Raw genomic sequence first — 24,530 nt, 5'->3', positions numbered from 1 at the left:
GCGGCAGCCAGAAAAAGGCAGTGATATAATTCACACTTGTATGAAAAATGTCACTCTCTGGCAGGCATAAAGTTTTTATAATGGAAGAGAAGGAAGGGAGGACTTTTTATGAAAATGTTGATACCAAAACAGCATGGTGCCTGGGCAATGCTTGTGATTCCTTTTCTCCTCGGAGTGATCGGCGGGGGAATGCATATGCGGCATATCCCGCTGTTTGCCGGCTGGCTGTTTCTGTACCTTGCCGCTTTTCCCGTCACGATGATGGTGAAAAAGAAAAAGACCGCTTTCTATCAAAAATGGGCGGCTGTCTACAGCATACCGGCCTTGCTTTTCCTGCTGGCCGCAGTATGGACGCTTCCTGAGCTTGCCTGGGTCGGATTGTCTCTGTTTCCGCTTTTTCTCGTCAACCTTTACTATGCGAAAGGAAACAATGACAGGGCGCTCCTGAATGATGTCGCAGCGATCATCGTTTTTGCATCCGGGGGGCTTCTCGGATATTGGGCAGGGGCGGAACATCTCGACGGCTGCGCATGGTTCGTTTTCTTCCAGTCGATTTTGTTTTTTGTCGGTAGCGCCTTTTACGTAAAATCGATGATCCGCGAGAAGAAAAACAAGCGGTTTCAATATTATTCATGGGGCTATCATGCTGCACTGCCTTTTTTATCTTTGGCTTTTGGAGCGGGCTGGGCGGTTATTGCTTTTATTCCGAGCAGCTTGAGGGCATGGTATTTATACGGCAAAAAGCTTACAGTTAAGAAAATCGGCATCCTTGAGTTGCTGAATGCCTGTTTTTTTATGTTCGCGATAGGCGCCTTTTTGCTGAACACATAAATAAAAACAAGGACGGTTCTTGTCCTTGTTTCCGTTTGCCGCAAAGGAAGCAGTCAACCGGGCCGTTTCCAAGCCGGGGCCCTGTTTTCCCTTTTAGTCGATGTTGCATATTTCAATCGGGCAGTTTTCGCAGTCAATTTCGCGTTTTAAGTAGTTCAGCTTGTGGATGACGATTTTTCCGGATTCTTCAATCGAGATGACGCCGCTTTTCCGCAGGTCACTCAGCATCCGGTTGATGCTTTCTCTTGCAGCCGCGCAAAATTTCGCCAAATCCTGGTTTGTCAGCACGATGTTAATGAGAATGCCGTCACTCCTCGTAATGCCGTAGCTGTTCGCGAGGCGGATCAGCGTTGAATACAGCGCGCCTTTTTTCCCATTGAGCAGGAGATCGCGGATTTTCGATTGAATCTTGCGCAAATGAGTACTCATCCATTTCATAAATTCAAAAGTCATCGCACCGTTTTGAATCAGTTCTTTTTCGAGTTTATCTTTTTTAATGACCATTACTTCGCCGTCTGAGAGGATCTTTGCGCTCAGCATATATTTTGCTTCATCAGTGAAAAGCGTCAGCTCTCCTACAATATCATTCTTTTTGCACATTCTTAGTGTCAGTTCTTTTCCGTCGGACGTCAATTTGCCAATTTGGACGAGCCCTGACTGAATGAGATACAGCTCTTCTGCATCCATACCTTCTTGAAAAAGATAAGTATTTTGTCGGATTTTTCTTTTGGTGCTGATCGATTCCAATAACCGGTACAAGTCAGCGGAAAGCAGATCTGTATCAGATTTTCGAACAGTCACATTCATCGAGCGTCACCCCTTTTAAAGAAAATCATATGAAAACAGTTTTATTGTACCGTTAAATAAGCCTGAAGGGTCTCGAAAGTAATAACAATCTTGTGAACATAATCCGATTGTCACAGAAAAAGAACCTGAGAGCAATAGTCTCAGGTCTTTCGTATGAAGTGCGCTTATTGGACATCGCGTGTGTCTGTCCTTGACGATGTTTTCCCCGATTCCTGAAAATACATCCATGCCACGATGACAAAGCTGGCAAGGGCCGCTTCAGACAAAGCCATGAATCCGATCGCATAATGGCCTGTCGCCTGAAAGACGCTTGACAGGATGAGCGGCGGGAAGAATCCGCCTAAACCGCCCATTGCCGAAACGATGCCATTGACGATTCCGGCTTGTTTCGAAAAATAAAGCGGCACTAATTTGAAGACGACTCCGTTTCCGATTCCGGCGCATACGGCGACTGTCAGTACCCCGAATCCGTAGAGTCCTAGATTCGGCGAGAAGGCCAGTAAAATTCCGGACAGCGTACAGCCTGCGAAAACATACATTAAGAGCTTCAGCGGGTTGAACTTATCTCCAAGCCATCCCCCGACAGGTCTGAGAAAAGTCGCGACGGCGATAAAGCCGGCGGTTCTGAGGCCTGAATCAACCGGATCAAGTCCGAAGTGGTTCACAAGAAAGTTCGGAAGGTAGACTGTGAACGCCACAAAAGAACCGAATGTGATAAAGTAAAACAGACTTAAAAACCATAGTTTTTGATTTTGATAGACGGCTTTCATTTGCTCTTTTACCGAAACTGTAACCCTCGGTTCTTTCTTGTCTCCAAATAAAAAGTTCAGCAAAGCAAATGCAGCGACCAGGATCAGATACATTCGAACCGTATTCGGCCACCCCGCGGTTTTGGCGATAACGGGAGCGGCAAACGTGGTAATTGCCGTTCCAATGTTTCCGGCTCCATAAATCCCATTGATAAAACCGTGTTTTTCTTTCGGATAATACTTTGGCAAAGATGTTACTCCGATCGAGAAGACCGCTCCGCTGATCCCCAGGAAAAATCCGCCGATGACTAAATCGGACAATGAATCAGCTGCACTGATCCAAAAAATCGGGAACAGGAGCAGCAAAAAACTGATCATGAACGTTAATCGCGCCCCAAATTTGTTTGTATAGTACCCAAGCGGTATCCGAAGCAGCGACCCAAGTATGACCGGGATAGCGGTAACCAGGGAAATCTCGCCTTCAGTCAGGGGAATATCCTTTTTAATATGAGGCATTAAAGATGAAATCAACACCCAAGCCATAAATCCTGCCACCAAACTAAATGACTGCAGCGGCAACTGCAATTTTTGACGATTTACCATGACGGCTTTGCTCCTTTCAAAAGGGAAAAATGTAATATTTCATTAGCATGTTTATCTTACAAAAAGTCTTCAACAAACATTGTGAACAACATCACACGGCAATCGGATTGATTGATGTTTAAGAGGCGGGGGCAAAAGAATGAATTGGTTCTACAAAAAATATTCGTTCATTGATTTAACATTTTCGTTTATCATGAAAATAAAAGGAGTGCGATTTATGCTTTTACAGCTGACACAAGAAGAAAAACAAGCAGTCATGAGTGAGATCAAGCGTTTTTATTATGAAGAAAGAGGGGAGGAAATCGGCGATATTGCGGCGATTCAGACGTTTGAATTCATAAAGGAAAAGCTGGGCCCCTACTTTTATAATCAGGCGCTTAAAGACAGCCGCAGGGTTGTTGAAGAAAAAGCGGCAGCGATGGAAGAGGAGCTTTTTGCGCTTGAAAGGCGCATTTAAAGGAAGACCTGGCAAAATGCCTGAAGGGATTGAAGGTTTAAATGGAGTTTCTGAAACAGTTTCTGATTTTCAGCGGTTTGAATGGCGAAGAATTCAGCCAAATCGAACAGATTGCGATAAAGCGGAAATATCAGCCGCGAGTGTTTGTGTTTATGGAAGGGGAAGAGCGGGAAGCCGTTTTTTTCGTCAAATCAGGACTTGTGAAAACCTATAAGATTGATGAAGAAGGCAATGAACAAGTGATTTCGCTTTTACAAAGCGGAGATATGTTTCCGCACGTCGGTTTTTTTGACCGCTCCCCATATCCGGCAACGGCTGAAGCAGTCCAAGAAACCGAATTGATCGTCATCCGCATTGACGATTTTAATGAACTGCTCATGAAATACCCGGAGATGACAATGAAAGTCATGCAAATCATGGGAAAAAAAATCCTTGATCTGCAGGAACGCATTCAAGGATTTATTTCAAAAGACGTCCAGCACCGCCTGACTCACGCTTTAAAGAAGCTGGGAGATGAACACGGGGTCAAAAAAGGAGAAGGCATTTATATTAATCTGCCGATTACCAATCAGGACTTTGCGAATATGGTCGGAACATCAAGGGAAACAATTAACAGGACCCTTAATGAAATGAAAAAGAAAAAACTGCTTTCCTCCGACAGAAGCGGCATTATGATACATGATCAGGAATGGCTGAACGGCTGTGAATAAATAAAAAACAGGCTCTCCTTTTTCAATGGAAAGCCTGTTTTTTTAATTCACAAATCTGCCATCATTTAAGTGATCTGGTTCACAACCGGTGTGATGCATATCCAGTATCTTAGGACATGCAAATAAGAAAGGAGTGAATCAGATGGAAGTTCAAAGGGAGACGGTGCCAAACAAGAAGCCGGCAAAAAACGGATTTTTGAAATCGGTTCTCGTTTTTACGCTGATTGCAAGTTTTTCGGTGTTGTTATTGGGAGGATATTGGATCTTCAAGGGGCTTGCGCCAAGACCGCTTGAAGTGTCCGCTCCAAACGGCGAGGTGCTGATGACAAAATCGTCGATCAAGGGTGGACAGGCCGTCTTTCAAAAATATGCGCTCATGGATTACGGGACCATTTTGGGCCACGGATCTTACATGGGGCCCGATTATACGGCAGAAGCCCTGAACATTTATACAAAAGGGATGCAGGACTTTAAAGCGCAGGAGCAATATGGAAAACGCTTTGAAAAGCTTTCCGATGAAAAGCAGTCTGTGATCCGCAGTAAAGTGATCAGTAAAATGAGAAAAAACCGCTATAACAAAGATTCCGACACATTACAGCTGACTCAGGCCCAAGTCTACGGACTCGAAAAAGTGCGCACTCATTACCGCAAAGTATTTACAAAAGGCGATGGCTGGGGGCTTGAGTCTGGTTTGATCAAGGAAAGCCATATGCCTGACCGCAACAGAGCTTGGATTTCGGGCGGGGATCAGATCAAACAGGTTTCTGATTTTATCTTTTGGACGGCCTGGCTGTCCAGCACATTGAGGCCCGGGGATGACATCACCTATACAAACAACTGGCCGTATGATGAAGAAGCCGGCAATACGATGTCATTTGCCGCGGTGTGGTGGAGCGGCGCCAGCGTTACGATTCTTATTTTATTTGTCGGCATCATCTTATTTGTGTTTTACCGCTACAAGCTTGGAATGAAGGAGGCTTATCAAGAAGGGAAATTCCCGGCCTTTGATTTGGAGAAGCAGCCGCTCACTTTATCGCAAGTCAAAACAGGGAAGTATTTTGCCGTTGTTTCCCTGCTGTTCTTTGTTCAGGCCATGCTGGGGGCATTGCTTGCCCACTATTATATCGAGCCTGACAGCTTCTTTGGCATCGATTGGATCAGAAATCTGCTTCCATTTAGCATCGCCAAAGGGTACCACTTGCAGCTTGCAATCTTTTGGATTGCGACCTCATGGCTTGGCATGGGAATTTTTGCGGCTCCGCTTGTCGGCGGCAGGGAGCCGAAAAGACAAGGTTTACTCGTCGATATTTTGTTCTGGGCGCTGATCTTTCTTGTCGGCGGCTCGATCGTCGGAGAATGGCTCGGTGCGAAAGGCTATTTGGGGAACAATTGGTTTTTATTCGGCCATCAAGGAATGGAATATATTGAACTGGGCCGATTCTGGCAGATCATACTCGCACTGGGCATGCTGATTTGGCTGTTTATCGTCTTCAGGGGCATTAAGCGCGGCCTTAAAAAAGAGACGGATAAAGGCGGTTTGATTCATTTGCTGTTTTATTCATCAATCGCCATACCTCTGTTTTACGGCGCCGCCTTTATGTTCAACCCCGGTACAAGCATCACGATGTCCGATTTTTGGCGTTGGTGGATCATCCACTTATGGGTGGAAGGGATCTTTGAAGTGTTTGCCGTCGTTGTCATCGGCTTTTTGCTGGTACAGATGAATTTGGTGACGAAAAAGTCAACCGTCAGAGCGCTTTACTTTCAGCTGATATTGCTGTTGGGAAGCGGTGTAATCGGAATCGGACACCATTATTATTACAACGGCTCATCAGAAATATGGATCGGGCTCGGTTCGGTTTTCTCCTGCTTAGAGGTTATTCCGCTTACACTGCTCGTCCTGGAAGCTTATGAACAATACAAGATGATGAGGGATGGGGGGCATCATTTCCCTTATAAAGCAACATTCTGGTTTTTAATTTCTACGGCCATATGGAATCTGGTCGGTGCAGGCGTATTGGGCTTTTTAATCAACCTTCCTGCCGTAAGCTATTTTGAACACGGCCAGTTTTTAACGCCTGCCCACGGACACGGGGCGATGATGGGAGTATACGGTATGTTCGCTATTGCCGTTTGGCTGTACACATTGCGCAATATCGTCAAACCTCGTGCATGGAATGATAAATGGCTGAAAATCGCATGCTGGACACTGAACATCGGCTTGTTCGGAATGGTCTTTATCAGCTTGCTTCCGGTCGGCTTTCTTCAATTGAAAAAAGCATTTGAAGAAGGATATTGGAGCTCAAGGGCGCCCGGGTTTTTGCAGCAGGACGCAGTTCAGACGCTGCTTACATGGCGTGCTGTTCCAGATACCGTCTTTTTGATCGGTATTGTGCTGCTTCTGATTTTCAGCATCAAGGCATTGTTCCATCTCCGCAAGCCGACGCATCGGGAAGGAGAAGCATTGCCTGTAAAAGACATTGCGTCAGAGGATTAAAAAACCTTGATCAAGCTGTCGAGATTTTCTCGGCAGCTTTTGTTTTTTCTAAATGATCCAAAGTGTAAGTTTCAATACGATGATCAAAAAGAATTTGTCTCAAGAGGAACATAAGGAGAAGATTAAAAAAAAGCCAGACAAAATAATAGAGCGAAGCTTTGCAGATGTAAAACAGCTGCATGGGCTTCGCTACTACAAGATTTAGGGGAAAACAGAATGTGACAGAGCAAGTGCTTCCCCCATAATAGACTTTTCTTTTCTATTGCTTTGCTTCGGCCTCTAAACGAGGGAACAAAATATTATTTTCTAAATGAATGTGCTGAAAAATGTCTGTTTCCAATTCATCGAGTTTTAAGTAAGTCAGTGTATATGTCGTGCAGGCCCCTTCAGGAAGGGAATAGTCATTGGTTGCTTTTCTGAGCTCTTTCAAAATATTTCCGCAGGCCTCATGCTCTTGTTCAAGCACATCGATCGCCTTTACTGCTTCAGCTAAGTGCGCTTCTGACTTTGTTTCTTCGTAAGATTTGATTTTCGGAAAGATCTGTTCTTCCTCCTGAATCAAATGGTGCTCCAATTCAGCCTTGAGCTGATGAAACAATTGGTGAACTTTGGCCAGCTCCGGATGATGGGTGCCGTGGACGCGGTATACCTTTGTGACAAAGCCTGACAGTTCAGGAAGCACTTCAAACAAATAAGCATGGTGGGTCTGAACCACATAATCAATCAACCGGGAATAGGAGGCTTCGTTCCAATTTGTTTCTTTTTCATTTAACTCTTTCGTCTCCTGGTATAGTGCATTGATTTTTGATAATACTTCTTCAGCGTTTAAATTTTGTTCTTTAATGGCTTCTGCGATCGGACGGTTCCCGCCGCAGCAAAAATCAATTCGATATTCCTTTAACAGCCGGCTGGCTCTTGGAAAACGCGCAACAATATCACCGGTTTTCGTTGTTTGATCAAAGATTGTATCCATTATAAAACCTCCTGATGCTTATAATGATGTTCCAGGTTAAATGTATCGCGATTACAAAGAGAAATTCGTGATCTACATCACATTCCGAAAAAATCGCATAAAGCGCAATAAGTCAAGAAGAATCGGGAATACCTAAACATAGACACTTTCGTATAATTGGAGGCTCAGGATGGAGGATATATCGTGGCTTACGTATGTGATGCTGATTCTCGCCAGCTATCGGTTAACCCATTTGATTGTCTTTGACAAAATCACAGAGTTTATCCGAAAGCCGTTTATGAAGAACAAGAAAATCATCGATGAAAAAGGCCATGTCGACGTGAAAAAAGTACCCAAATCAAACGTCGGCTATTTGCTGAATTGCTATTGGTGCGCAGGGATTTGGTGCGCAATTATCATCGGTCTCGGCTATCTGCTCATTCCGAAAGCGAGCACCCCGGTCATTTTTATTTTGTCGATAGCGGGCGCACAGGCGATCCTTGAAACATTTGTCGGAATCGGAACGAAGCTCATCGGATTTTTAGCTGACGTAAAGAAATAACGTTGTAGCAGGTTGATTTTATTTTTTGTCTTTAAAGCGTCACAAAATATAGGTGAAAAACATGGCGATTTTTTGGAGCTTTATTCCTAAAAATCGTTTTTTCATTCAATGAAGTATCCTGAACTGTATTCATAAAATTAAGAATATATAGAAAATAAATGTGGGAAGTCCTGTTCGTTTCGTGTTGAACGTTACATTAAAATAGCATTCTGCCCTCCTCATCAATACGAAAAGAGGAAATTGATAGATTTTCAAGACCTTAAAAACAAGCAATATGGTTGATGGACGATTAACGAAAAGATTTTTAGAATCAGGATCGTGCCATAAACGTGAAAAGGAGGGAGAAGCACCCGTAAAACGGCATACTTTTAAAATTTTCATTTTGGAGGGAAAAGAATGCAACATGTCAAACGTTCAATTATTGCATGTTTTGCGATAATAGCGCTCGTTTTCAGCGGAGCAATGGCGCCAGCGGCAGCAGCCGCTTCCAAAACGCCGGTTGCCGCAAACGGCCAGCTTAAGATTAAAGGTACTCAGCTCGTCAATCAAAGCGGAAAAGCGGTCCAATTGAAAGGGATCAGCTCGCACGGTTTGCAGTGGTACGGTGATTATGTCAATAAATCGAGCTTAAAATGGCTAAGAGATGACTGGGGCATCAATGTCTTCCGTGCAGCCATGTACACGGGTGAGGGCGGCTACATCGATAATCCGTCCGTTAAAAACAAAGTCAAAGAAGCTGTTGAAGCGGCAAAAGAACTCGGCATCTATGTCATCATCGACTGGCATATTTTAAGCGACGGCAACCCGAATCAAAATAAAGCAAAGGCTAAAGAGTTTTTCAAAGAAATGTCGAGCCTTTACGGAAATACGCCGAACGTCATTTATGAAATCGCCAACGAACCGAACGGTGATGTAAACTGGAACCGCGATATCAAGCCGTATGCGGAAGAAGTGATTTCAGTGATCTGCAAAAACGATCCGGATAACATCATCATCGTCGGAACAGGAACGTGGAGCCAGGATGTCAACGATGCAGCAGATAATCAATTGAAAGACGCCAATGTCATGTATTCGCTTCACTTTTACGCAGGAACACACGGCCAATCTTTAAGAGATAAAGCGAATTATGCACTGAGCAAAGGCGCTCCGATTTTCGTTACCGAATGGGGGACAAGCGACGCTTCCGGAAACGGAGGAGTATACCTTGACCAGTCTCGGGAATGGCTGACATATCTAAACAGCAAGAAAATCAGCTGGGTCAACTGGAGCCTTTCCGACAAACAGGAATCATCCGCCGCTTTAAATCCTGGAGCGTCTAAAACAGGAGGGTGGAAGCTGTCTGACTTATCTGCCTCAGGAAAATTCGTAAGGGAGAATATCCGGAGCTCTCAAGATAACTCCGGCTCACAAGACAGCCCTGATTCCGGCTCAAAGGACAAAGATAACTCTGATTCAAAAGACAAAGGAAACTCTGATCAAAACAGCGGCAAACAGGGAAACAGCGTCGCTGTACAATACAGAGCGGGGGACGGGAATGTGAACGGCAACCAAATCCGCCCGCAGCTCAACATTAAAAACAACAGCAAAAAAACGGTTGATTTAAAGAAAGTGACGGTCCGCTACTGGTATAAAGCGAACGGCAAAGGACAAAATTTCGACTGCGACTACGCTCAAATCGGCTGCAGCAACATTTCTCACAAATTCGTGAAATTAGCGAAATCCGTAAAGGGCGCAGATACGTATCTTGAACTCGGTTTTAAAAACGGAACGCTCTCACCGGGAGCAAGTACCGGGGAAATCCAGATCCGCCTTCACAATGACGGCTGGAGCAATTACGCACAAAACGGCGATTATTCCTTTACAAACTCAACAACCACTTTTAAAAATACTAAAAAAATCACATTGTATGAAAACGGCAAGCTGATTTGGGGAACAGAGCCTAAATAAGTCTAACGGACACCGATATGGTGTCCGTTTTTTCAGTCCGGCATGTGGTATGATAGAGGAAGATTTTTGTAAAAGGGGATACGGGCGGAGCAAAACAGGAACATTAGAATAGAAAGGACGGGTGACCAGGAAAATGAATGAAACGTTAAAACAGTACATGCTGCTGGTCAAAGAAAACAGCAGCTTGATCAACGGACCGGATTATCCGGGTAAGGAAAAAGACGTTCGAAAACAAAAGGAACAAATCGACGCTTACGCGAAAAAGCTGCAGCAAGGCTTTTCTACAGATGACGACTACGACGAATTCGCCGATGCGGTGATCAAGTGCACATACGGGGATATTTCATTAGAAGAATTGGAAACGGTTTATAATGAACTGATTTCTCCGTCATAAGCAACTTCTAAGGAGAGGAAAACCGATGAAAGACATCGTTTTAACGACTGAGAGGCTCACATTGCGAAACATGACAAAAAAAGACGTTTGCAATTTGCTGGAGATTTTTTCTGATCCAATCGCAATGGAATACTATCCGTCGACAAAAGATGAAAAGCAAACGATCGAATGGATCGCTAAGATGCTAAACAATTACGCAAAACACGGCACAGGGCTTTGGATCGTCGAGCATAAAGAAACGGGCGAATTTTTGGGACAATGCGGCATCGTTCCGCAGGAAGTCGAAGGCGTCCGCGAAATGGAACTCGGCTATTCGTTTGCAAGGCGCGTCTGGGGAAACGGCTACGCAACTGAAGCCGCCGCAGCATGTAAACGGTACGGATTTAAAAACATGAACGTTCAAAAACTCGTGTCTTTAATCGACGTTAACAATCTGGCTTCCAGAAAAGTTGCCGAACGGATCGGCATGACGCCGGAAAAACATATACGTAAATGGGGGAAAGAAATTGTTGTGTATGCGGCGGGAAAATAAAATATCAAATTGGCTTTTCACCGATTGCAAGATGAAGAACTCATAAACAGATCGTTTATTAATTAAATGTAAAAATATGTTTAATTTTTGAATTTTTTCTCAATCCTACACAATATGACAAATTTTTCATCCTCGCAGTGGTAATATCAAGGTGTCTATTAAATGGACAAGCATTTAATAGGTAAAAAACGAAAAGGGGATGTGTGTTATGTTTAAAAGCAAATTCAAAAAAGCAGTGGGAGCTTTGGCAGTTGCCGGGGCTTTGTTAGTATCCGGATTACCTGCAAGTGCAGCACCGGATTTAACTCCGATTCGGGACAAATATCCAGATGCATATCAATTCCAGTGGAACGGCAACGGCACTGTAACTGTTTTCTTTAGAGACAGTAACGGCAAATCTTATTCTAGAACATATACATGTGTAACAGTTATTGATGGAACTTGCTACGTATATAAGTAATTAAATCGTAATTCATTCTAAATTTTGAAATTCCGTCTCAATTTTCTAGTATACTTAATATTTCGAGACGGAATTTCTCTTACAAGTTTAACTTCCGAGAATATATATTATGTAAACTAGAATGAGATTTGAAAAGAGAGGTCAAATTGATCTTACTGTTCTGTTTTGTTGACAATTGCGCCGTTTTCTCATGTGTTACCCATCTTACTAATCGTTTTGGTGTTCTCGTTTTCTTCTCCAGCCGCTGTAATACCAGTGCAGCTGACACCACGCGCAAACATGCGGATAAAAATGTAAGAACTCTCCGAATCCGGAGAGTTCTTTTTATGAGTGATATTTGTTGATTTTGTTAATAAGGCTTTTATGTGCAATAGACAGCCATTATAATATTTCGATATAGCCTTCGGTTCCATGCACGCGAATTCGTTGTCCATCTTTTATCAGTTTGGTAGCATTCTCTACTCCGACAACGGCTGGCAAGCCGTATTCACGTGCGATAACTGCTCCATGGGTCATCAGGCCGCCGACTTCGGTGACCAGGCCTTTGATGGATACAAACAATGGTGTCCAGCTGGGATCCGTAAAGGCGGTGACCAAAATATCCCCATCTTCCAGGTCAGCATCTTCCATGTTTAAGATGACACGCGCTCGTCCCTCTATCACTCCGGAAGAAACAGGAAGACCTGCAATAGCTTCGTCCGGGAGATTCTCTCGTTTGTACTCACCTGCAATGATTTCGCCATCAGACGTGATAACGCGCGGTGGAGTTAGTTTTTCGTATAATTTGTACTCGTCTTTACGTTTGCTGATGATCTGGTAATCTACTGTATTTGTGCGTACGGCTTCGTGAAGTTCTTCAAAAGTGAGATAGTATATATCTTCTTTTTCGAGAATAACGTCCGCTTGTTCGAGTTTTTCGGCTTCTTTCAGTAAAGCCTGCTTATAAACGAAGTAGCGATGAATCATGCCGTATTTTGGATATTCCCGATAGCCTATGAAATTCCTGATGAGGCCGATCATTCGTTTAGTTTCTTTGGCTTTTTGCTCACCATCCGGCAATTGCTTCAATCGCTCTACTATTTCTTGTTCTTTTTGCAAAGCCGCACGCCGCCCTTGTTCAAATTTCCGATGGCTTTCATTAGGTTCAAAGTTTTTGATGTTACCCAGAATCAGCGGGACAAGTGTAATTGGTTTTTCGCTCCATCGGGTTTTCGTAATATCGATTTCTCCGGGACAACGCATTCCGTATTTGCTGAGATAATCATAGATCGCGTCTCGGGTTTCGCGTCCGCCGTCCAACTTAGCCAATTCATCCAAAAAGTTATCATCTTTTACATGTTGTAAGTAATCAATTACCTCTGGAAAAGGACGAATCACATCTGCGACATTGAGTAGCGCCAAGCCCATTTCTGAAGTAATATTGTTTGGTACAGATTGAGAAAGCGCATCTGCTGCGTTTTTTTCACCTAACCACTCGTTCATTTTTTCGTTGATCCATGATGAAGCATTCATGGCTGTCATAATTACACCAAAGCTTTGTGGATCAGATAAACTCTTCTTTAATTGCTGGATATCTTCCAGAATAAAATCAAACAGATCCGTTCCTGATTTTGTTTGGATTTTTTGTTTTAACTCTTCTATCGATGTTTGACTGCGTTTAATCAAATCAGAAACGATTGTCGGATCGTAGTCTTTTAATGTTTGATAATCCGCAGGCGGCATACTTTTTGTGTTTTTACCGGGGCCCATTTCTTTTTCATCATTTGGTAACTTTTTTATAAAATCTCCTCGCTCTAGCACGGTCACGAGTGCGTCTTTTATGAGCGGATCGGATTGTCCAAGTTTTAATATAGTTTCTCTGCTGGCAGGTGAAGCCAGCAGAGGTGCAACATCAACAAACAACCTTCCGCCAGCTATGCGCATGTTTGCTGAAGTCGTTAATAGCCAAAAAGACAATCCCAATGGTTTCATGGGGGCTGTCATCATTTGTTGGTGACCAACAGATACATAAACGTGATTTTCCTGATCATCCGCTTCAGGGATCGGGTATAAAGTTGTGATCGGCCGGCTCTGGACAATATAAAATGTATCATCGGCCAAACACCATTCGATATCTTGCGGCTGGCCGAAATAAGATTCGATTTGTCTTCCGATGCGTGCCAGTTGTAAAATTTGCCGGTCAGTAAGTGTTTGCGTCTTTTGCTGATCGGGATCGATCTGCTTTGTCTCCGTTCCGCCTTCTTTTCGTCCATAGACCGCCAATTTTTTGGTTGCGATCCTCTTCTCGACGATTTCCCCTTTCTGTACTTTATAACAATCGGCAGATACCAAGCCGGAGACCAGCGCTTCTCCAAGTCCAAAACCGGCATCGATGGATAGCAGCTTTCGGTTGGAAGTAACGGGATCAGCGGTAAATAAAATCCCTGAAGCCTGCGGGAAAATCATCTTTTGGATGATAACGGATATATAAACTTGACTGTGGTCAAATCCATTTTGCATACGGTAGATGACCGCGCGGTCCGTAAATAGGGATGCCCAACATTTGCTGATGTGCTGCAAAATTGCTTTTTTGCCGATGACATTTAAATAGGTGTCTTGTTGACCGGCAAAAGAGGCATGCGGCAAATCTTCAGCAGTCGCACTAGAACGCACGGCATAAGCATGTTCATCGCCAAACTGGGAGAGATAGTGAACAACTGTTTTCACAACATCGGAAGGAATTTCTACTTCCATAATGGTTTTTCGAATCTTCCTGCTGATTTCACCAATTTGATCCCGATCTTCCACTTTTAGCTTGGTCAGTTGATCCAACAACGTTTGGAACGTTTCATTTTGTTTGATTGCTTTTTGATATCCTGCTGTTGTGACACAAAATCCTTCTGGCACTTGTATTCCTTGAATTTTTGATAATTCCCCTAAATGTAACCCCTTTCCCCCAACGAGCAAAAGCTGTGTTTTTTCCATTACGTGAAAACCGAGAACCAAAGAACTCATTCTCCATCTCTCCTTCGAAAAAAAATTTGACAAGAGCTTTCCGGCATGGTACAATTAAAATGTAAGATAGGATACTTATGCTATTTGACGGAAAACAAACGTAATCTGATTATATCATCGTGTCTGTTTTCGTGCAATATAAAAAGAACCTGGTAAAAACGTCCAGGTTCTTTCTTAATTTCGCGCTATCATTAGTCACAGCAAAACTTGGTTCGAGCCGACAAGCGGAAAAAAGACTGCTTCAATATTACTTTCGAAATGGACAGAATGTTAATGTGATGGCAATGGAAAAGTTGTTGTAAAACCAAATGAAAGGCCCTTCAAAACAGAAGGGCCTTTCATTTTTTTATTTTCCCGCGGTCGCAAACCGCTTGATTCTTTCTTCAATTTGATCCCGAACCCGCTGGAATACAGCCCATTTCTCTTTTTCAGTTCCTGCTGCTTTGGCTGGATCATCGAATCCCCAATGATCACGTTTGACGTGCGGGGGCGTCATTGGGCATTTATCGTTGGCATCGCCACATAATGTAACGACAAAATCAGCCTTGTTTAAAATTTGAGGATCAATCATATCTGAAGTTTGGTTTGAAATATCTATTCCTGCTTCCTTCATTGCTTTTACGGCATTCGGATTTAAACCATGGGCCTCAATTCCAGCCGAATATACATTGTATTCATCGCCTAAATATTTTTTGCCAAACCCTTCTGCCATTTGACTTCGACAAGAATTCCCTGTACACAAGAAGTAAATCGTCTTTTTTTCTTTGCTCATTTTTTTCATCCAACCTTTCGCTCATTGTGCTTTGACATTTGAACCATAGTATTTCTTGCGCAGCCAAAGAGCAACGTTCACCAATCCAATCATAACCGGCACCTCAACTAAAGGGCCGATAACCGCTGCAAACGCAGCACCCGAGTGAATGCCGAATACACCGACAGCCACCGCAATTGCTAATTCAAAGTTATTACTGCCTGCTGTAAAGGCTAATGTGGCGGCAACCCCATAGTTTGACCCGAATTTCTTTCCTAAGTAGAACGAAACAAAAAACATCACGACAAAGTAAATGAGTAACGGAATCGCAACCCGGACTACATCTAGCGGCAAGCTTATCACCATATCTCCCTTTAATGAGAACATTACGACAATGGTAAACAGCAAAGCGATAAGCGTAACCGGGCTGATTTTCGGAATGAATACTTTTTCATACCATTGTCTGCCCTTTGCTTTAACAAGTATTAAGCGTGTTAACATTCCAGCAATAAATGGAATACCTAAGTAAATAAATACAGATTTTGCGACTTCACCCATTGTAATATCAACGATTGCGCCTTCAATACCAAGCCGTTCTGGAATGACAGTTACAAAGATATAAGCATAAACTGAAAAAAACAGTACCTGGAAAACAGAGTTAAAAGCAACCAACCCTGCCGCGTATTGAGCGTCGCCTTTTGCTAGATCATTCCACACAATAACCATGGCAATACAACGGGCTAAACCAATCATAATGAGTCCAACCATATACTCTGGTTTATCAGGCAAAAATACAATGGCTAATAAGAACATGAGAATCGGGCCGATAATCCAGTTTTGTACAAGCGATAACAAAAGGATTTTGATATCTGTAAAAACTCTTCCCATCTCTTCATAGCGCACTTTGGCAAGAGGAGGATACATCATCAAAATTAAGCCGATCGCAAGTGGTATAGATGTTGTTCCTATTTGCCAACGGTTTAGTCCGTCTGCGAAGCTGGGAAAAACAAACCCTGTGCCTATTCCGATCGCCATGGCAAGGAAAATCCAAAGTGTTAAATAGCGGTCAAGAAAAGACAATCGCTTTTTTTCTGTATGACTCATTTTCTCAAGCCCCCTTCTCCACTGTTATTAGCAGTCACAACGAGCTGTAACCTTGCTTGCATTTATTTTTTTGATTTGTTCTGTTTGGTCTGGTAAATGTTTTAACAACTCATTAATTAATTCGAAAAATTCGCTTTTCGGATTTAAAGAATAGTAAACCCACTGCCCTCTTTTCTCTTCATTCAATAATCCTGCATTCCTGAGTTTGCGAAGATGTTGGCTAATGGACGGCTGACTCATGGTAAACACTTCGAGAAATTCACAAACACAACATTCACGCTGTTTTAGAATAGCCGCCATCGTTAAGCGTGTTTTATCCCCGAGCAATTTTAATACTTCTGCCGCCTTATCCGTCTCTACAATTGTTCTATTCACTTGATGCTCCTCCAGTTTGGATATTGTTATATAATTATATACTTATATATTGAGCGGAAGCAATTGATGTTATGTAAAGTCATAGGCGATCAACTGCTTCTTTAACAAAAAAGCTTATCGACGAAGCCGTTTATCTGGACTTTATCGACAAGCTTTTTTTCTTCGGCAAACGTTGACCAAAAAATTACTAGTAAACCTTATCCTCTATCAAATTTTTTGTCTCTCTCAGAGGTTGCCAATGACAGTTGTTCATGAAATGCAAGTTCATCTTGGTGTCGCTCTTTAATGCTTTTCACAATAGACCAAATCGTATTTACGTTCTCCTCAATATATTGAGGATCAAAGATCGTAACATGGTCTCCCTTTAATTCATATTCCAGATAATTGTGAGCGGTAGAGCGCGTCCACCCTCTTTCGGTCATATCGCCGCATAACAAGTGATGAATGTTGGCGTTGATGGCACCGGAATTGATCAGTTGATTATGGTATGCCAGGTAGCCTCTAATTTTATCTTTTATCGAAGGAATGGTTAATATTTCTCTATGCCGGCGATCGCCATTTCGCAATCACCTGTAAGCAAAGATTTACACGCCATATGAACAGCAACGAGGGATGAAGAGCAAGCCGTATCAATGGTGATCGCCGGTCCTTTCATAAAAACAACATGGCCCCAAAACCTAAAAAAAGGATTTTTTATTTTGTGAAATTTCCGGATAATTTAGGTGGAAATCAAAAAAGACTGCCGAGAACATCGGCAGCCTGCTTTGACATCGTCTAAAGCTTGGTCATTAAGTTGATTTTTTAGCTCATCTATTTATTGAATTCATTAGCTGAAAAAAGTATTCAGGTTGATGAGTTTTATTCAGGTTATACCATGAATCTAATGTATCTGGTGCAAACACATCTAATTTTTTCAGTACTTCTTTCGCAAATTCCAGAGGAGCTACTCCTGATGCTGTAACCAAATTCTCGTCAGATACTGCAGGCCCCATCTCATAAAATTTTTCTCCTTTATAATGAGGACAGACCATTTTAATATATTCTAAGCTATTGCTGGTATGTTTTCTGGAATCTAGGTATCCAATATTCGCGAGGCCCTCAGTTGCACCGCAAATTGCAGCAACAATAGTGCCAAGCTTTAAAGCTTCGCCGATTTTTTTCAAGATAGGTTGATGAATACCTTCTCCCCAAGTATTCCCTCCAGGCAAAATGAAAAGATCTTTACTCTCAAGAGTACACTCATCAAGGGAAATATCTGGCATTATGTTCAGTCCTCCCATCGTAGTAATCATTTTTTTATTAGCTCCTACTGTAACTACTTTTAAAGAGGCTAAACCTTTTTTGAAATATCTTCCTGAGTTCAGTTCAGCAATTAAATATCCATATTCCCAGTCTGACATTGTATGAAATACATAAAGGTACACTTTTTTTGTTTGCATCCAATCACTCTCCGATCACAATTGATATAGCCCATCATAATATAACTTCCCTGACAGTTAACGTCAGGGAAGTTATCATGCTTGATGAAATTTTATTAATTCTGACAGAACTTCGATAAGTCTTTTCTTAAGACTTATTGGCTCAATAACTCGAATTGATTTACCGTACGGTAAAAGTAAATGAGGTACATATGTATGTATCATATTTTTTTCAAGAAGAAATACCGCTTGGTTTGAAGACCTTTCTTGCAAATAATGTCCTAAAAACCAATGTTGGCAAATATCATCCAACGCTCTTGTATTCCCATTAATAACCAAAGGGATAATCCCTTCCTTATCTTCTATTGTCGGAAGGAGGTTTTTCATAAAAAAGTCACGTGCTGAAAATTTCTCTGGCCGGTTAAACTTATTTTCGGTTAGCTTTAGACTTTCAATTTACTCTAAAACTGCGGATATCCTTTCTAAGATGACAAAATCCAATCACATACCACTTATGATTCCAATAAATCATTCTGTACGGATCAACCAATCTATTACTTGATTGCTCTTCGCCACTTTTATGGTATAGAATTTTTACAGAGTATCCGCCAGCTACGGCCAGCTCCAACTCCTTTAAGAAAGGTTCCATCGAGAAGGAACTTAATCGACTTATTACTTCAAGACTGATTAAATGTTGGTTTATCTTTGTTTTCTGCTCTTGATTTGAATATTTACTCAGCTTTGAAACAGCCCTATTTAGTGCTTCTCCTCCATAATATCCGGCTTCTTCTGCAAAAACAGCAGCGTGAAATAGTGAGATTTGCTCCTCAACATCAAAAAAAAGAGGAGCTTTAATAAAATTATGCAATAAAGTGTACCCGCCGTTATGTCCCGGGTCTGAAATGATAGGTACACCACTTGTTGAAAGTGTATCAATATAACGATATACAGTCCTTATATTTATCTCTAACTTTTCTGAAATTTGTTTTGCAGTAATTTTTTCACCTGAACTAAGCATCCATAGGATTGCTAGCATATTGTCCATTTTAGGCATATAAATTTACCTCTTGTTTAAATGTTTTAATTCCAGGTTTAAACGAACTTCCTCAATTTTTAGAATGCAATTCTTCTTTCACCTGAAGCTTCAGGAACGAGTGAAACTTGGTACATCAACAAGAATATCTTCCTGTCATGCTTGTTATGGACTCCACAATATCTGCAGTTGTGTCACTAAAAGCATTGAGAGCCAGTTCATTTTAATGCTTTTTTTATATTCTTCCTTAGTTAATTTGATCTCCTGTATTGACGAATACTTCAAAGCATGCCATCAGTAAGACAAGTCGCTACCCCCTTACCCGTTGATCCCATTAAAAAAACAGGGTCTTTTACTTGATATAAAGGAACGACTTCGCCGCTAAAAAGACTATAATAGAATTGAAAGTTTTAATATTTAGGAGGTTTTAGGATCTTGGTTTAAGCCCTCTATCTTGCAAGTTATATATAGAATCGACGATGTCATGGTTCTTGAGTTGAGAGTTGTGGGCGGCTCCGGGTACTAAGAAACCTGCATTGACTATCCACAAGACAAGTTAATCAGTTTCATCAAATTCAATAAAATAATGATTCTTGCGATAAGACACTGCCTCCATGGTTGCGATCAGATTTTCGCCGTGTAAGATGTCGATTCGATAAAAACCTGTGCGGAAGTTTCGCTTGATTTCTGTCGCGCGGGCAACGATCTTGTCCCCTGGTTTAGCTGATTCAATAAACTGGATGGTTGTCGAGAGTCCTAATGATGTTTTTCCGTATGCATTGCACGCTGCCGAAAAAGCATGATCTGCTAATGCGTATAGCACTGCCCCGTGAACAGTCCCATATGCATTTACCATATGGCTTCTTACTTCAAGCATTGCTTCCGCAAAGCCTGCTTCAAATGTTGTCAGCTGAATTCCCAGCGATTGTGCATACGGATCGTTCTTTACATGTTTATAAATTTGTTGATAGTGTTTTTCGTAAATGTTGACCTCGTCAATTTTCTTCTTCATTGCCGGCTCCTCCTTCGAATAAAAGCGGAATTAAAAAACCCATTGCACTAACATCATGTAGATGATCGTTCCCCCTGCTATGGAAAGGAGCATATTTTTCTTCCAAAAGTGAAGCAGCGCAACTGCCGCTACTGCAATAAATTCAGGGATGCCGCGGCTGCCGGAAAGTAAACTCACATCCTTAAAACAATAAATGACCAAAAGCCCGATGACCGCCGATGGCAGCGCTTTGCCGAGATATTGTATATACTTCGGCGTCGGTTTGCCCGATGGGAAAATCATAAATGGAAGAAACCTTGTCAGCATTGTGCCTAGCACAACCATAGCAATCGTGATCATTTGCTGCGTTACACTCATTGTCATGCGGCAACCTCAACTTTCTCCAATGGTTTTCTAAAAGCGGTAAGCACTCCCAGAATCGCAAGCATGGCAGGAATCATGAAGTTGTTTCCGCCAAAAATCATAAGGCTTGCTGCCGAAAGTCCAAGTCCTGCGAGGGCACTAAAGTGCCGTTTCTCTTTCATCCACTGTTCAATAAAAATCACAACAAAAAGAGCGGTCATCACAAAATCGAGCCCTTCTGTGTTGAACTTGACGAGAGATCCGAAAATGCCGCCGATCGCCGCTCCTATGACCCAATAAGAATGATTAAGCAGTGTCACGAAGAACATAAACCAGCCCTTGTCTACATTCTTCGGAATATGGGCGGTACAATTGATAGAAAAAGACTCGTCGCACATCCCGTAAATCAGATAAAACTTTTTCTTACCGGTTCCCCTATACTTATCCAGCATAGAAATGCCATAAAACAAATGGCGTGCGTTCACCATTAAAGTTAAGAAAAGAGCGTTCAGCGGGTTGAACGCCCCAAGCAAAAAATTGGCTGCGACAAATTCCATTGAGCCTGCAAAAATGGCAAAGCTCATGATGATTGGATAAATGGCGCTGAACCCTAATGAATTCATATAGATTCCGTAGGCAATCCCCAAAAATACAAAGCCCGCCAAAATCGGAAGCGTATGTGGAAAAGCCGCGCGGCAAGCAATCCATATTTGATTTCTTTTTTTCATATGATCCACATCCTTAGCTGAAACTTTATTCCATACAAATTTAACACACAAAATCCATACAATGAACAAAAGAATTGTATGGATTACAATTCTTTTGTTCAAAATCAATCTTTGAAATGGGAGCTGATCAATTATAAAATTCCATACAATAAATGATATGATTGTATGGAATACGATCTAAGAGGTGCAATATGCCGGTAAATTCATTTGATCATTATCCAATGTCTTGGAAACCTGATAAAAAAGCGTTAAAGCGTCCTTATTATTATTCGATTGCGGAGCTGCTTGAACAGGATATTGTAAACGGCTTCTTGGCGCCCGGGACAAAGCTGCCACCACAGCGGGAATTGGCGGATTTTCTCGACTTAAACTTTACCACGATTACCCGTGCCTACAAATTGTGCGAGTTCAAGGGTTTGATTTATGCAATCACCGGAAGCGGAACCTTTGTATCTCCCAATGCAGCCCGTTCTATTACCATCTCCGCGGATAACATCACAAATCTTATTGATCTTGGATTTGTAGCCTCTTTTGAACAAACCAACGGAATCGTATCGGAGCTTATGCAAAAGGTTGCGGAGAAAAGCTATTTGGATAAGCTTTTAAATTACAATGATCCGACAGGAATTCCGCATCAAAAAACGGCAGGGTTAAATTGGATGGAGTCTTTCGGTATTCAGGCAGACCAAGAGCATATGGCGATTGTTTCCGGGGCTCAAAATGCGCTGGCCATTGCATTGACGGCACTGTTTGAGCCTGGTAATCGGATTGCAACCGATTTATACACCTATTCAAACTTTATTGAGTTGGCAAAAATGCTCCATGTACAGTTGGTCCCCATTCCCGGAGACCAGTTTGGGATGCTGCCGGATGAACTTGAAAAACAGTGCTGCCAAACAAAAATACACGGGGTTTTTCTGATGCCTTCTTGCTGTAATCCCACAACAATCATGATTTCAGATTTTCGAAAACATGAATTAGCGGCGGTTATCCGCAAGCATCATTTGATTTTGATCGAGGATGATATCCATGCATTTCTGACGGCGGGTATTATCTCCGATTATCAGCAGCCGATGTTCAATTTGCTTCCGGACCAGAGCGTATATATTTGCAGCACTTCCAAGTCCATATGCTCCGGATTAAGAGTCGCCTATATGGTGTATGGGGATGCCTTCCGCCAGAATATTTTACAGAGCATTTTCAACGTCAATGTCAAAACGTCCTCGTTAGATGCGGAGGTCGTCACGGAGCTGATTCTATCAGGCAAGGCTCATGAAATTGTGTCGCAAAAGAAACGGCTTGTACAGTCTGCAAATGAGATTTACGCAGAGTATTTTTCTCCGAATAAGCCTGGTGAACATCCCCTTAGTTTTTACCGCTGGCTTTCTATTGAAAAGAATGCTGATTCATCTCAGTTGGAAGAGGATTTGAAAATGCGCGGCATTCGGGTTTTTCATTCTGACCGTTTTCTCAGCGGGCAGACTTCACGCGAAAAGTATTTGCGCATTGGGCTTTCTTCTACAAACTCATTAGATGAGTTGAAAATGGGGTTGGACATACTGAAACAGTATCTCGGCTGATACGAGAAATAAAATCAGAAAGCGGCGAAATTAGATGATCCAATACTAGAACATCAAGAGGTATAGACAAAAAGTGACCGGACACGGCCAAATTGCGATTTTGGTTGTGTTTTTTATGTTGCCGGAGAAAGAGAAATGAGGAAATTGATTCTTTTTCCCAGCTGTTTTTGGTACAATTGGATTGGTTTTTCCAGTCCGAATATAAGCGAAGAAATGCAGATCAACGATACACAATATTTACAGATATACATAGTGAATCAGGAGGAAGACAGTATGGGGATATCGAGTCAAAAGAAACGGTTTGAAAGGCGATTTAAGAACGAAGTGGTTGAGGTGGCCGCAGTCACCGGTCCATCCGGTATTGGAGCATTGAGAGCGAACGACGATGTAATGTGGAATGCCTCCATGCCGTTGATTGCTTGGAAAGAGCTCAGCGGCAGCAAGTCTGCTGTTCAGGAAGAGCTGCAGTTAAAATGGCTTGCCGATGATGACGAATGGAAAAAAACGAAAGATATATTGGAAGCGAATGCCGTTGTCAAACTGTATGTTCGTATGGGAGATCAGGCCATGATGCTGGTAAAGGTTTTAGATTCGGCCTATCAGGACGACGAATTACAAAGTATTTTGAAGGAATCGCTGAAGCCGGTATATTACGAGGACGAGAAATTGGGCACCTTTGAGCTGTTCAAGCCGGTCAATGTGTTTGAGAAGGACATCACCTGGGCCGGACAAAATGGAAAGCTCTCCTTTGATTGGGATGAAGACGATCGGCAGATGAAGGCTTCGCTGGAAACCGCACATATTCTATTTCAAGACCAGGGGCATTGGAATGCCAAAATCCGGGCTTACGCTGCCGAAGAATTGGTCGAACTGGCCAATGAATGGCTGCAAGATAACGACGAAGCGGAGTTTGAGGAAATCACCAAGAAGATGTTCATGGAGCTCATGGAATTGAGCAGTATCAGCGTGTATCCTGATGGAGATTTTGAGGTATTCTTTGATGACGGCGATATGTTTTGGGGTCACTCGATCATCGTCAGCGGCAACCGAAACGGTACGTTTGAATCAGCGGAAATTGCCGGATAAAGCTGGGCGGTGCATTCCGTTTGTTTCAGGTTTTCAATACTGAAGCCTGCCCCCCTCTTCTTCTCCTGTCCCGTTTTCGATGCAGAAAACCGAAAAACCTTGAAAGGCCCGGCCGTTCAAGGTTTTTACCCTACTCTAAAAAACTGCAGCCATTATTTTATTTGCACCAATAAAAATGTGTATTTGGTGCCCTCCGGCTTGTTTTTCCAATAAATCGTTACCTCAGCATCCCCTTTTTTGAGGCCTTTATAGTCCACCGAGTTCAAGCCTGGATTAGCATATGCATGAAGAATAAAGGGATCATCAACCGAAACCGTTAAATCGTCTTCCGAAAATTCAATTTGAGGACCGCCGTTGATACTGCCGCAATAGAAATGCGCACGGCCGGAACCGCCAATGCCAACTGTTTCGTTGTACACGGTGAAGATGTGGGTTGAGCATTCGTTTGGCTTAATAGTGCCGCTTGATGCAGCATTTGCAGATGCTGCATTAAAGGACAGGACCGCCGCGAAGGCAATAGCTAGTGACAAGAAATACTTGCTTAGTTTTCCGGTGCTCATGTTGTCAACCTCCAACCAAATATTGTTAGTATACATATTCTCTGCA

24 protein-coding genes and 1 pseudogene are annotated in these 24,530 nt (G+C 42.5%); 11 read left to right on the top strand and 14 right to left on the bottom strand.

Annotated features, from left to right (window positions below; genetic code table 11):
• Positions 1-108 precede the first annotated feature (108 nt).
• Entirely contained in the window at positions 109-831 is a 723-nt protein-coding gene (locus MHB78_RS12830) for a YwiC-like family protein (protein ID WP_046131392.1), read from the top strand.
• Positions 832-924: 93 nt separating this feature from the next.
• Here MHB78_RS12830 and MHB78_RS12825 read toward each other — a convergent pair whose 3' ends face one another.
• Together MHB78_RS12825 and MHB78_RS12820 are read right to left on the bottom strand one after the other, a co-directional pair.
• Positions 925-1,638 carry a Crp/Fnr family transcriptional regulator gene (locus MHB78_RS12825; RefSeq protein ID WP_046131393.1) on the bottom strand — a complete coding sequence of 238 codons (714 nt, stop codon included), beginning with the start codon at positions 1,636-1,638 and terminating at the stop codon, positions 925-927.
• A 164-nt stretch (positions 1,639-1,802) separates the two neighbouring features.
• Positions 1,803-2,990 carry a nitrate/nitrite transporter gene (locus tag MHB78_RS12820; protein WP_046131394.1) on the bottom strand — a complete coding sequence of 396 codons (1,188 nt, stop codon included), beginning with the start codon at positions 2,988-2,990 and terminating at the stop codon, positions 1,803-1,805.
• A 139-nt stretch (positions 2,991-3,129) separates the two neighbouring features.
• Here MHB78_RS12820 and MHB78_RS12815 point away from each other — a divergent pair, with 139 nt between their 5' ends.
• The 3 genes from MHB78_RS12815 to MHB78_RS12805 all read left to right on the top strand — a co-directional run bounded on the left by MHB78_RS12815 (position 3,130) and on the right by MHB78_RS12805 (position 6,654).
• Positions 3,130-3,447, top strand: coding sequence for a DUF2164 domain-containing protein (locus MHB78_RS12815; protein WP_231947465.1), 318 nt, complete (start codon positions 3,130-3,132; stop codon positions 3,445-3,447).
• Positions 3,448-3,488: 41 nt separating this feature from the next.
• Entirely contained in the window at positions 3,489-4,157 is a 669-nt protein-coding gene (locus MHB78_RS12810; RefSeq protein ID WP_046131395.1) for a Crp/Fnr family transcriptional regulator, read from the top strand.
• Between the two features lie 142 nt (positions 4,158-4,299).
• Positions 4,300-6,654, top strand: coding sequence for a nitric-oxide reductase large subunit (locus MHB78_RS12805; RefSeq protein WP_046131396.1), 2,355 nt, complete (start codon positions 4,300-4,302; stop codon positions 6,652-6,654).
• Between the two features lie 259 nt (positions 6,655-6,913).
• Here the strand turns inward: MHB78_RS12805 and ric are convergent, their stop codons facing one another.
• Positions 6,914-7,627 (bottom strand): iron-sulfur cluster repair di-iron protein, encoded by a 714-nt coding sequence (gene ric / locus MHB78_RS12800; protein WP_046131397.1) that lies wholly within the window; start codon positions 7,625-7,627, stop codon positions 6,914-6,916.
• Between the two features lie 169 nt (positions 7,628-7,796).
• Between ric and MHB78_RS12795 the strand changes: the two genes are divergently transcribed.
• The 5 genes from MHB78_RS12795 to MHB78_RS12775 all read left to right on the top strand — a co-directional run bounded on the left by MHB78_RS12795 (position 7,797) and on the right by MHB78_RS12775 (position 11,501).
• Positions 7,797-8,168 (top strand): DUF1360 domain-containing protein, encoded by a 372-nt coding sequence (locus MHB78_RS12795; RefSeq protein WP_046131398.1) that lies wholly within the window; start codon positions 7,797-7,799, stop codon positions 8,166-8,168.
• A gap of 462 nt (positions 8,169-8,630) precedes the next feature.
• Positions 8,631-10,115 (top strand): cellulase family glycosylhydrolase, encoded by a 1,485-nt coding sequence (locus MHB78_RS12790; protein WP_231947492.1) that lies wholly within the window; start codon positions 8,631-8,633, stop codon positions 10,113-10,115.
• Positions 10,116-10,248: 133 nt separating this feature from the next.
• Positions 10,249-10,509, top strand: coding sequence for a YnfE family protein (locus tag MHB78_RS12785; protein ID WP_046131400.1), 261 nt, complete (start codon positions 10,249-10,251; stop codon positions 10,507-10,509).
• 25 nt (positions 10,510-10,534) lie between these two features.
• Positions 10,535-11,041 (top strand): GNAT family N-acetyltransferase, encoded by a 507-nt coding sequence (locus tag MHB78_RS12780; protein WP_046131401.1) that lies wholly within the window; start codon positions 10,535-10,537, stop codon positions 11,039-11,041.
• Positions 11,042-11,249: 208 nt separating this feature from the next.
• On the top strand, positions 11,250-11,501 hold the full coding sequence (locus MHB78_RS12775) for a hypothetical protein (protein WP_046131402.1): 252 nt from the start codon (positions 11,250-11,252) through the stop codon (positions 11,499-11,501).
• Between the two features lie 381 nt (positions 11,502-11,882).
• Here MHB78_RS12775 and ppsA read toward each other — a convergent pair whose 3' ends face one another.
• From ppsA to azlC, 10 genes and pseudogenes are all read right to left on the bottom strand, one after another.
• The gene (ppsA, locus tag MHB78_RS12770) at positions 11,883-14,495 is read right to left on the bottom strand and encodes a phosphoenolpyruvate synthase (protein WP_046131403.1); all 2,613 of its coding nucleotides are present in this window, start codon (positions 14,493-14,495) and stop codon (positions 11,883-11,885) included.
• Positions 14,496-14,841: 346 nt separating this feature from the next.
• Positions 14,842-15,267, bottom strand: coding sequence for an arsenate reductase (thioredoxin) (gene arsC, locus MHB78_RS12765; protein WP_046131480.1), 426 nt, complete (start codon positions 15,265-15,267; stop codon positions 14,842-14,844).
• Between the two features lie 21 nt (positions 15,268-15,288).
• Positions 15,289-16,350, bottom strand: coding sequence for an ACR3 family arsenite efflux transporter (gene arsB, locus MHB78_RS12760; RefSeq protein WP_046131404.1), 1,062 nt, complete (start codon positions 16,348-16,350; stop codon positions 15,289-15,291).
• Between the two features lie 27 nt (positions 16,351-16,377).
• A complete protein-coding gene (locus MHB78_RS12755) occupies positions 16,378-16,725 on the bottom strand; it encodes a metalloregulator ArsR/SmtB family transcription factor (RefSeq protein ID WP_046131405.1) in 348 nt (115 codons plus the stop codon).
• 197 nt (positions 16,726-16,922) lie between these two features.
• Positions 16,923-17,291, bottom strand: coding sequence for a hypothetical protein (locus MHB78_RS12750; protein WP_046131406.1), 369 nt, complete (start codon positions 17,289-17,291; stop codon positions 16,923-16,925).
• Between the two features lie 240 nt (positions 17,292-17,531).
• A complete protein-coding gene (locus tag MHB78_RS12745; protein WP_046131407.1) occupies positions 17,532-18,164 on the bottom strand; it encodes a type 1 glutamine amidotransferase family protein in 633 nt (210 codons plus the stop codon).
• 75 nt (positions 18,165-18,239) lie between these two features.
• A pseudogene (locus MHB78_RS12740) lies at positions 18,240-19,197 on the bottom strand (WYL domain-containing protein).
• A gap of 535 nt (positions 19,198-19,732) precedes the next feature.
• A complete protein-coding gene (locus tag MHB78_RS12735; protein WP_046131408.1) occupies positions 19,733-20,188 on the bottom strand; it encodes a hotdog fold thioesterase in 456 nt (151 codons plus the stop codon).
• 30 nt (positions 20,189-20,218) lie between these two features.
• On the bottom strand, positions 20,219-20,551 hold the full coding sequence (locus MHB78_RS12730) for a branched-chain amino acid transporter permease (RefSeq protein WP_046131409.1): 333 nt from the start codon (positions 20,549-20,551) through the stop codon (positions 20,219-20,221).
• A complete protein-coding gene (gene azlC, locus MHB78_RS12725) occupies positions 20,548-21,258 on the bottom strand; it encodes an azaleucine resistance protein AzlC (RefSeq protein ID WP_046131410.1) in 711 nt (236 codons plus the stop codon). Before azlC ends, MHB78_RS12730 begins: the two co-directional genes overlap by 4 nt.
• A gap of 191 nt (positions 21,259-21,449) precedes the next feature.
• Between azlC and MHB78_RS12720 the strand changes: the two genes are divergently transcribed.
• Together MHB78_RS12720 and MHB78_RS12715 are read left to right on the top strand one after the other, a co-directional pair.
• The gene (locus MHB78_RS12720) at positions 21,450-22,838 is read left to right on the top strand and encodes a PLP-dependent aminotransferase family protein (RefSeq protein WP_046131411.1); all 1,389 of its coding nucleotides are present in this window, start codon (positions 21,450-21,452) and stop codon (positions 22,836-22,838) included.
• Between the two features lie 273 nt (positions 22,839-23,111).
• Positions 23,112-23,924, top strand: coding sequence for a DUF2262 domain-containing protein (locus tag MHB78_RS12715; RefSeq protein WP_046131412.1), 813 nt, complete (start codon positions 23,112-23,114; stop codon positions 23,922-23,924).
• A gap of 152 nt (positions 23,925-24,076) precedes the next feature.
• Here MHB78_RS12715 and MHB78_RS12710 read toward each other — a convergent pair whose 3' ends face one another.
• Positions 24,077-24,484: a hypothetical protein gene (locus MHB78_RS12710; protein ID WP_046131413.1), complete on the bottom strand. Its 408-nt coding sequence runs from the start codon at positions 24,482-24,484 to the stop codon at positions 24,077-24,079.
• Between the last annotated feature and the right edge of the window lie 46 nt (positions 24,485-24,530).

It is taken from the genome of Bacillus sp. FSL K6-0138 (assembly GCF_037982765.1).
Lineage (GTDB): Bacteria > Bacillota > Bacilli > Bacillales > Bacillaceae > Bacillus > Bacillus glycinifermentans.
The sequence above is the reverse complement of the archived record's forward strand: the minus strand, read 5'-3'. Positions and strand labels throughout refer to the sequence as shown.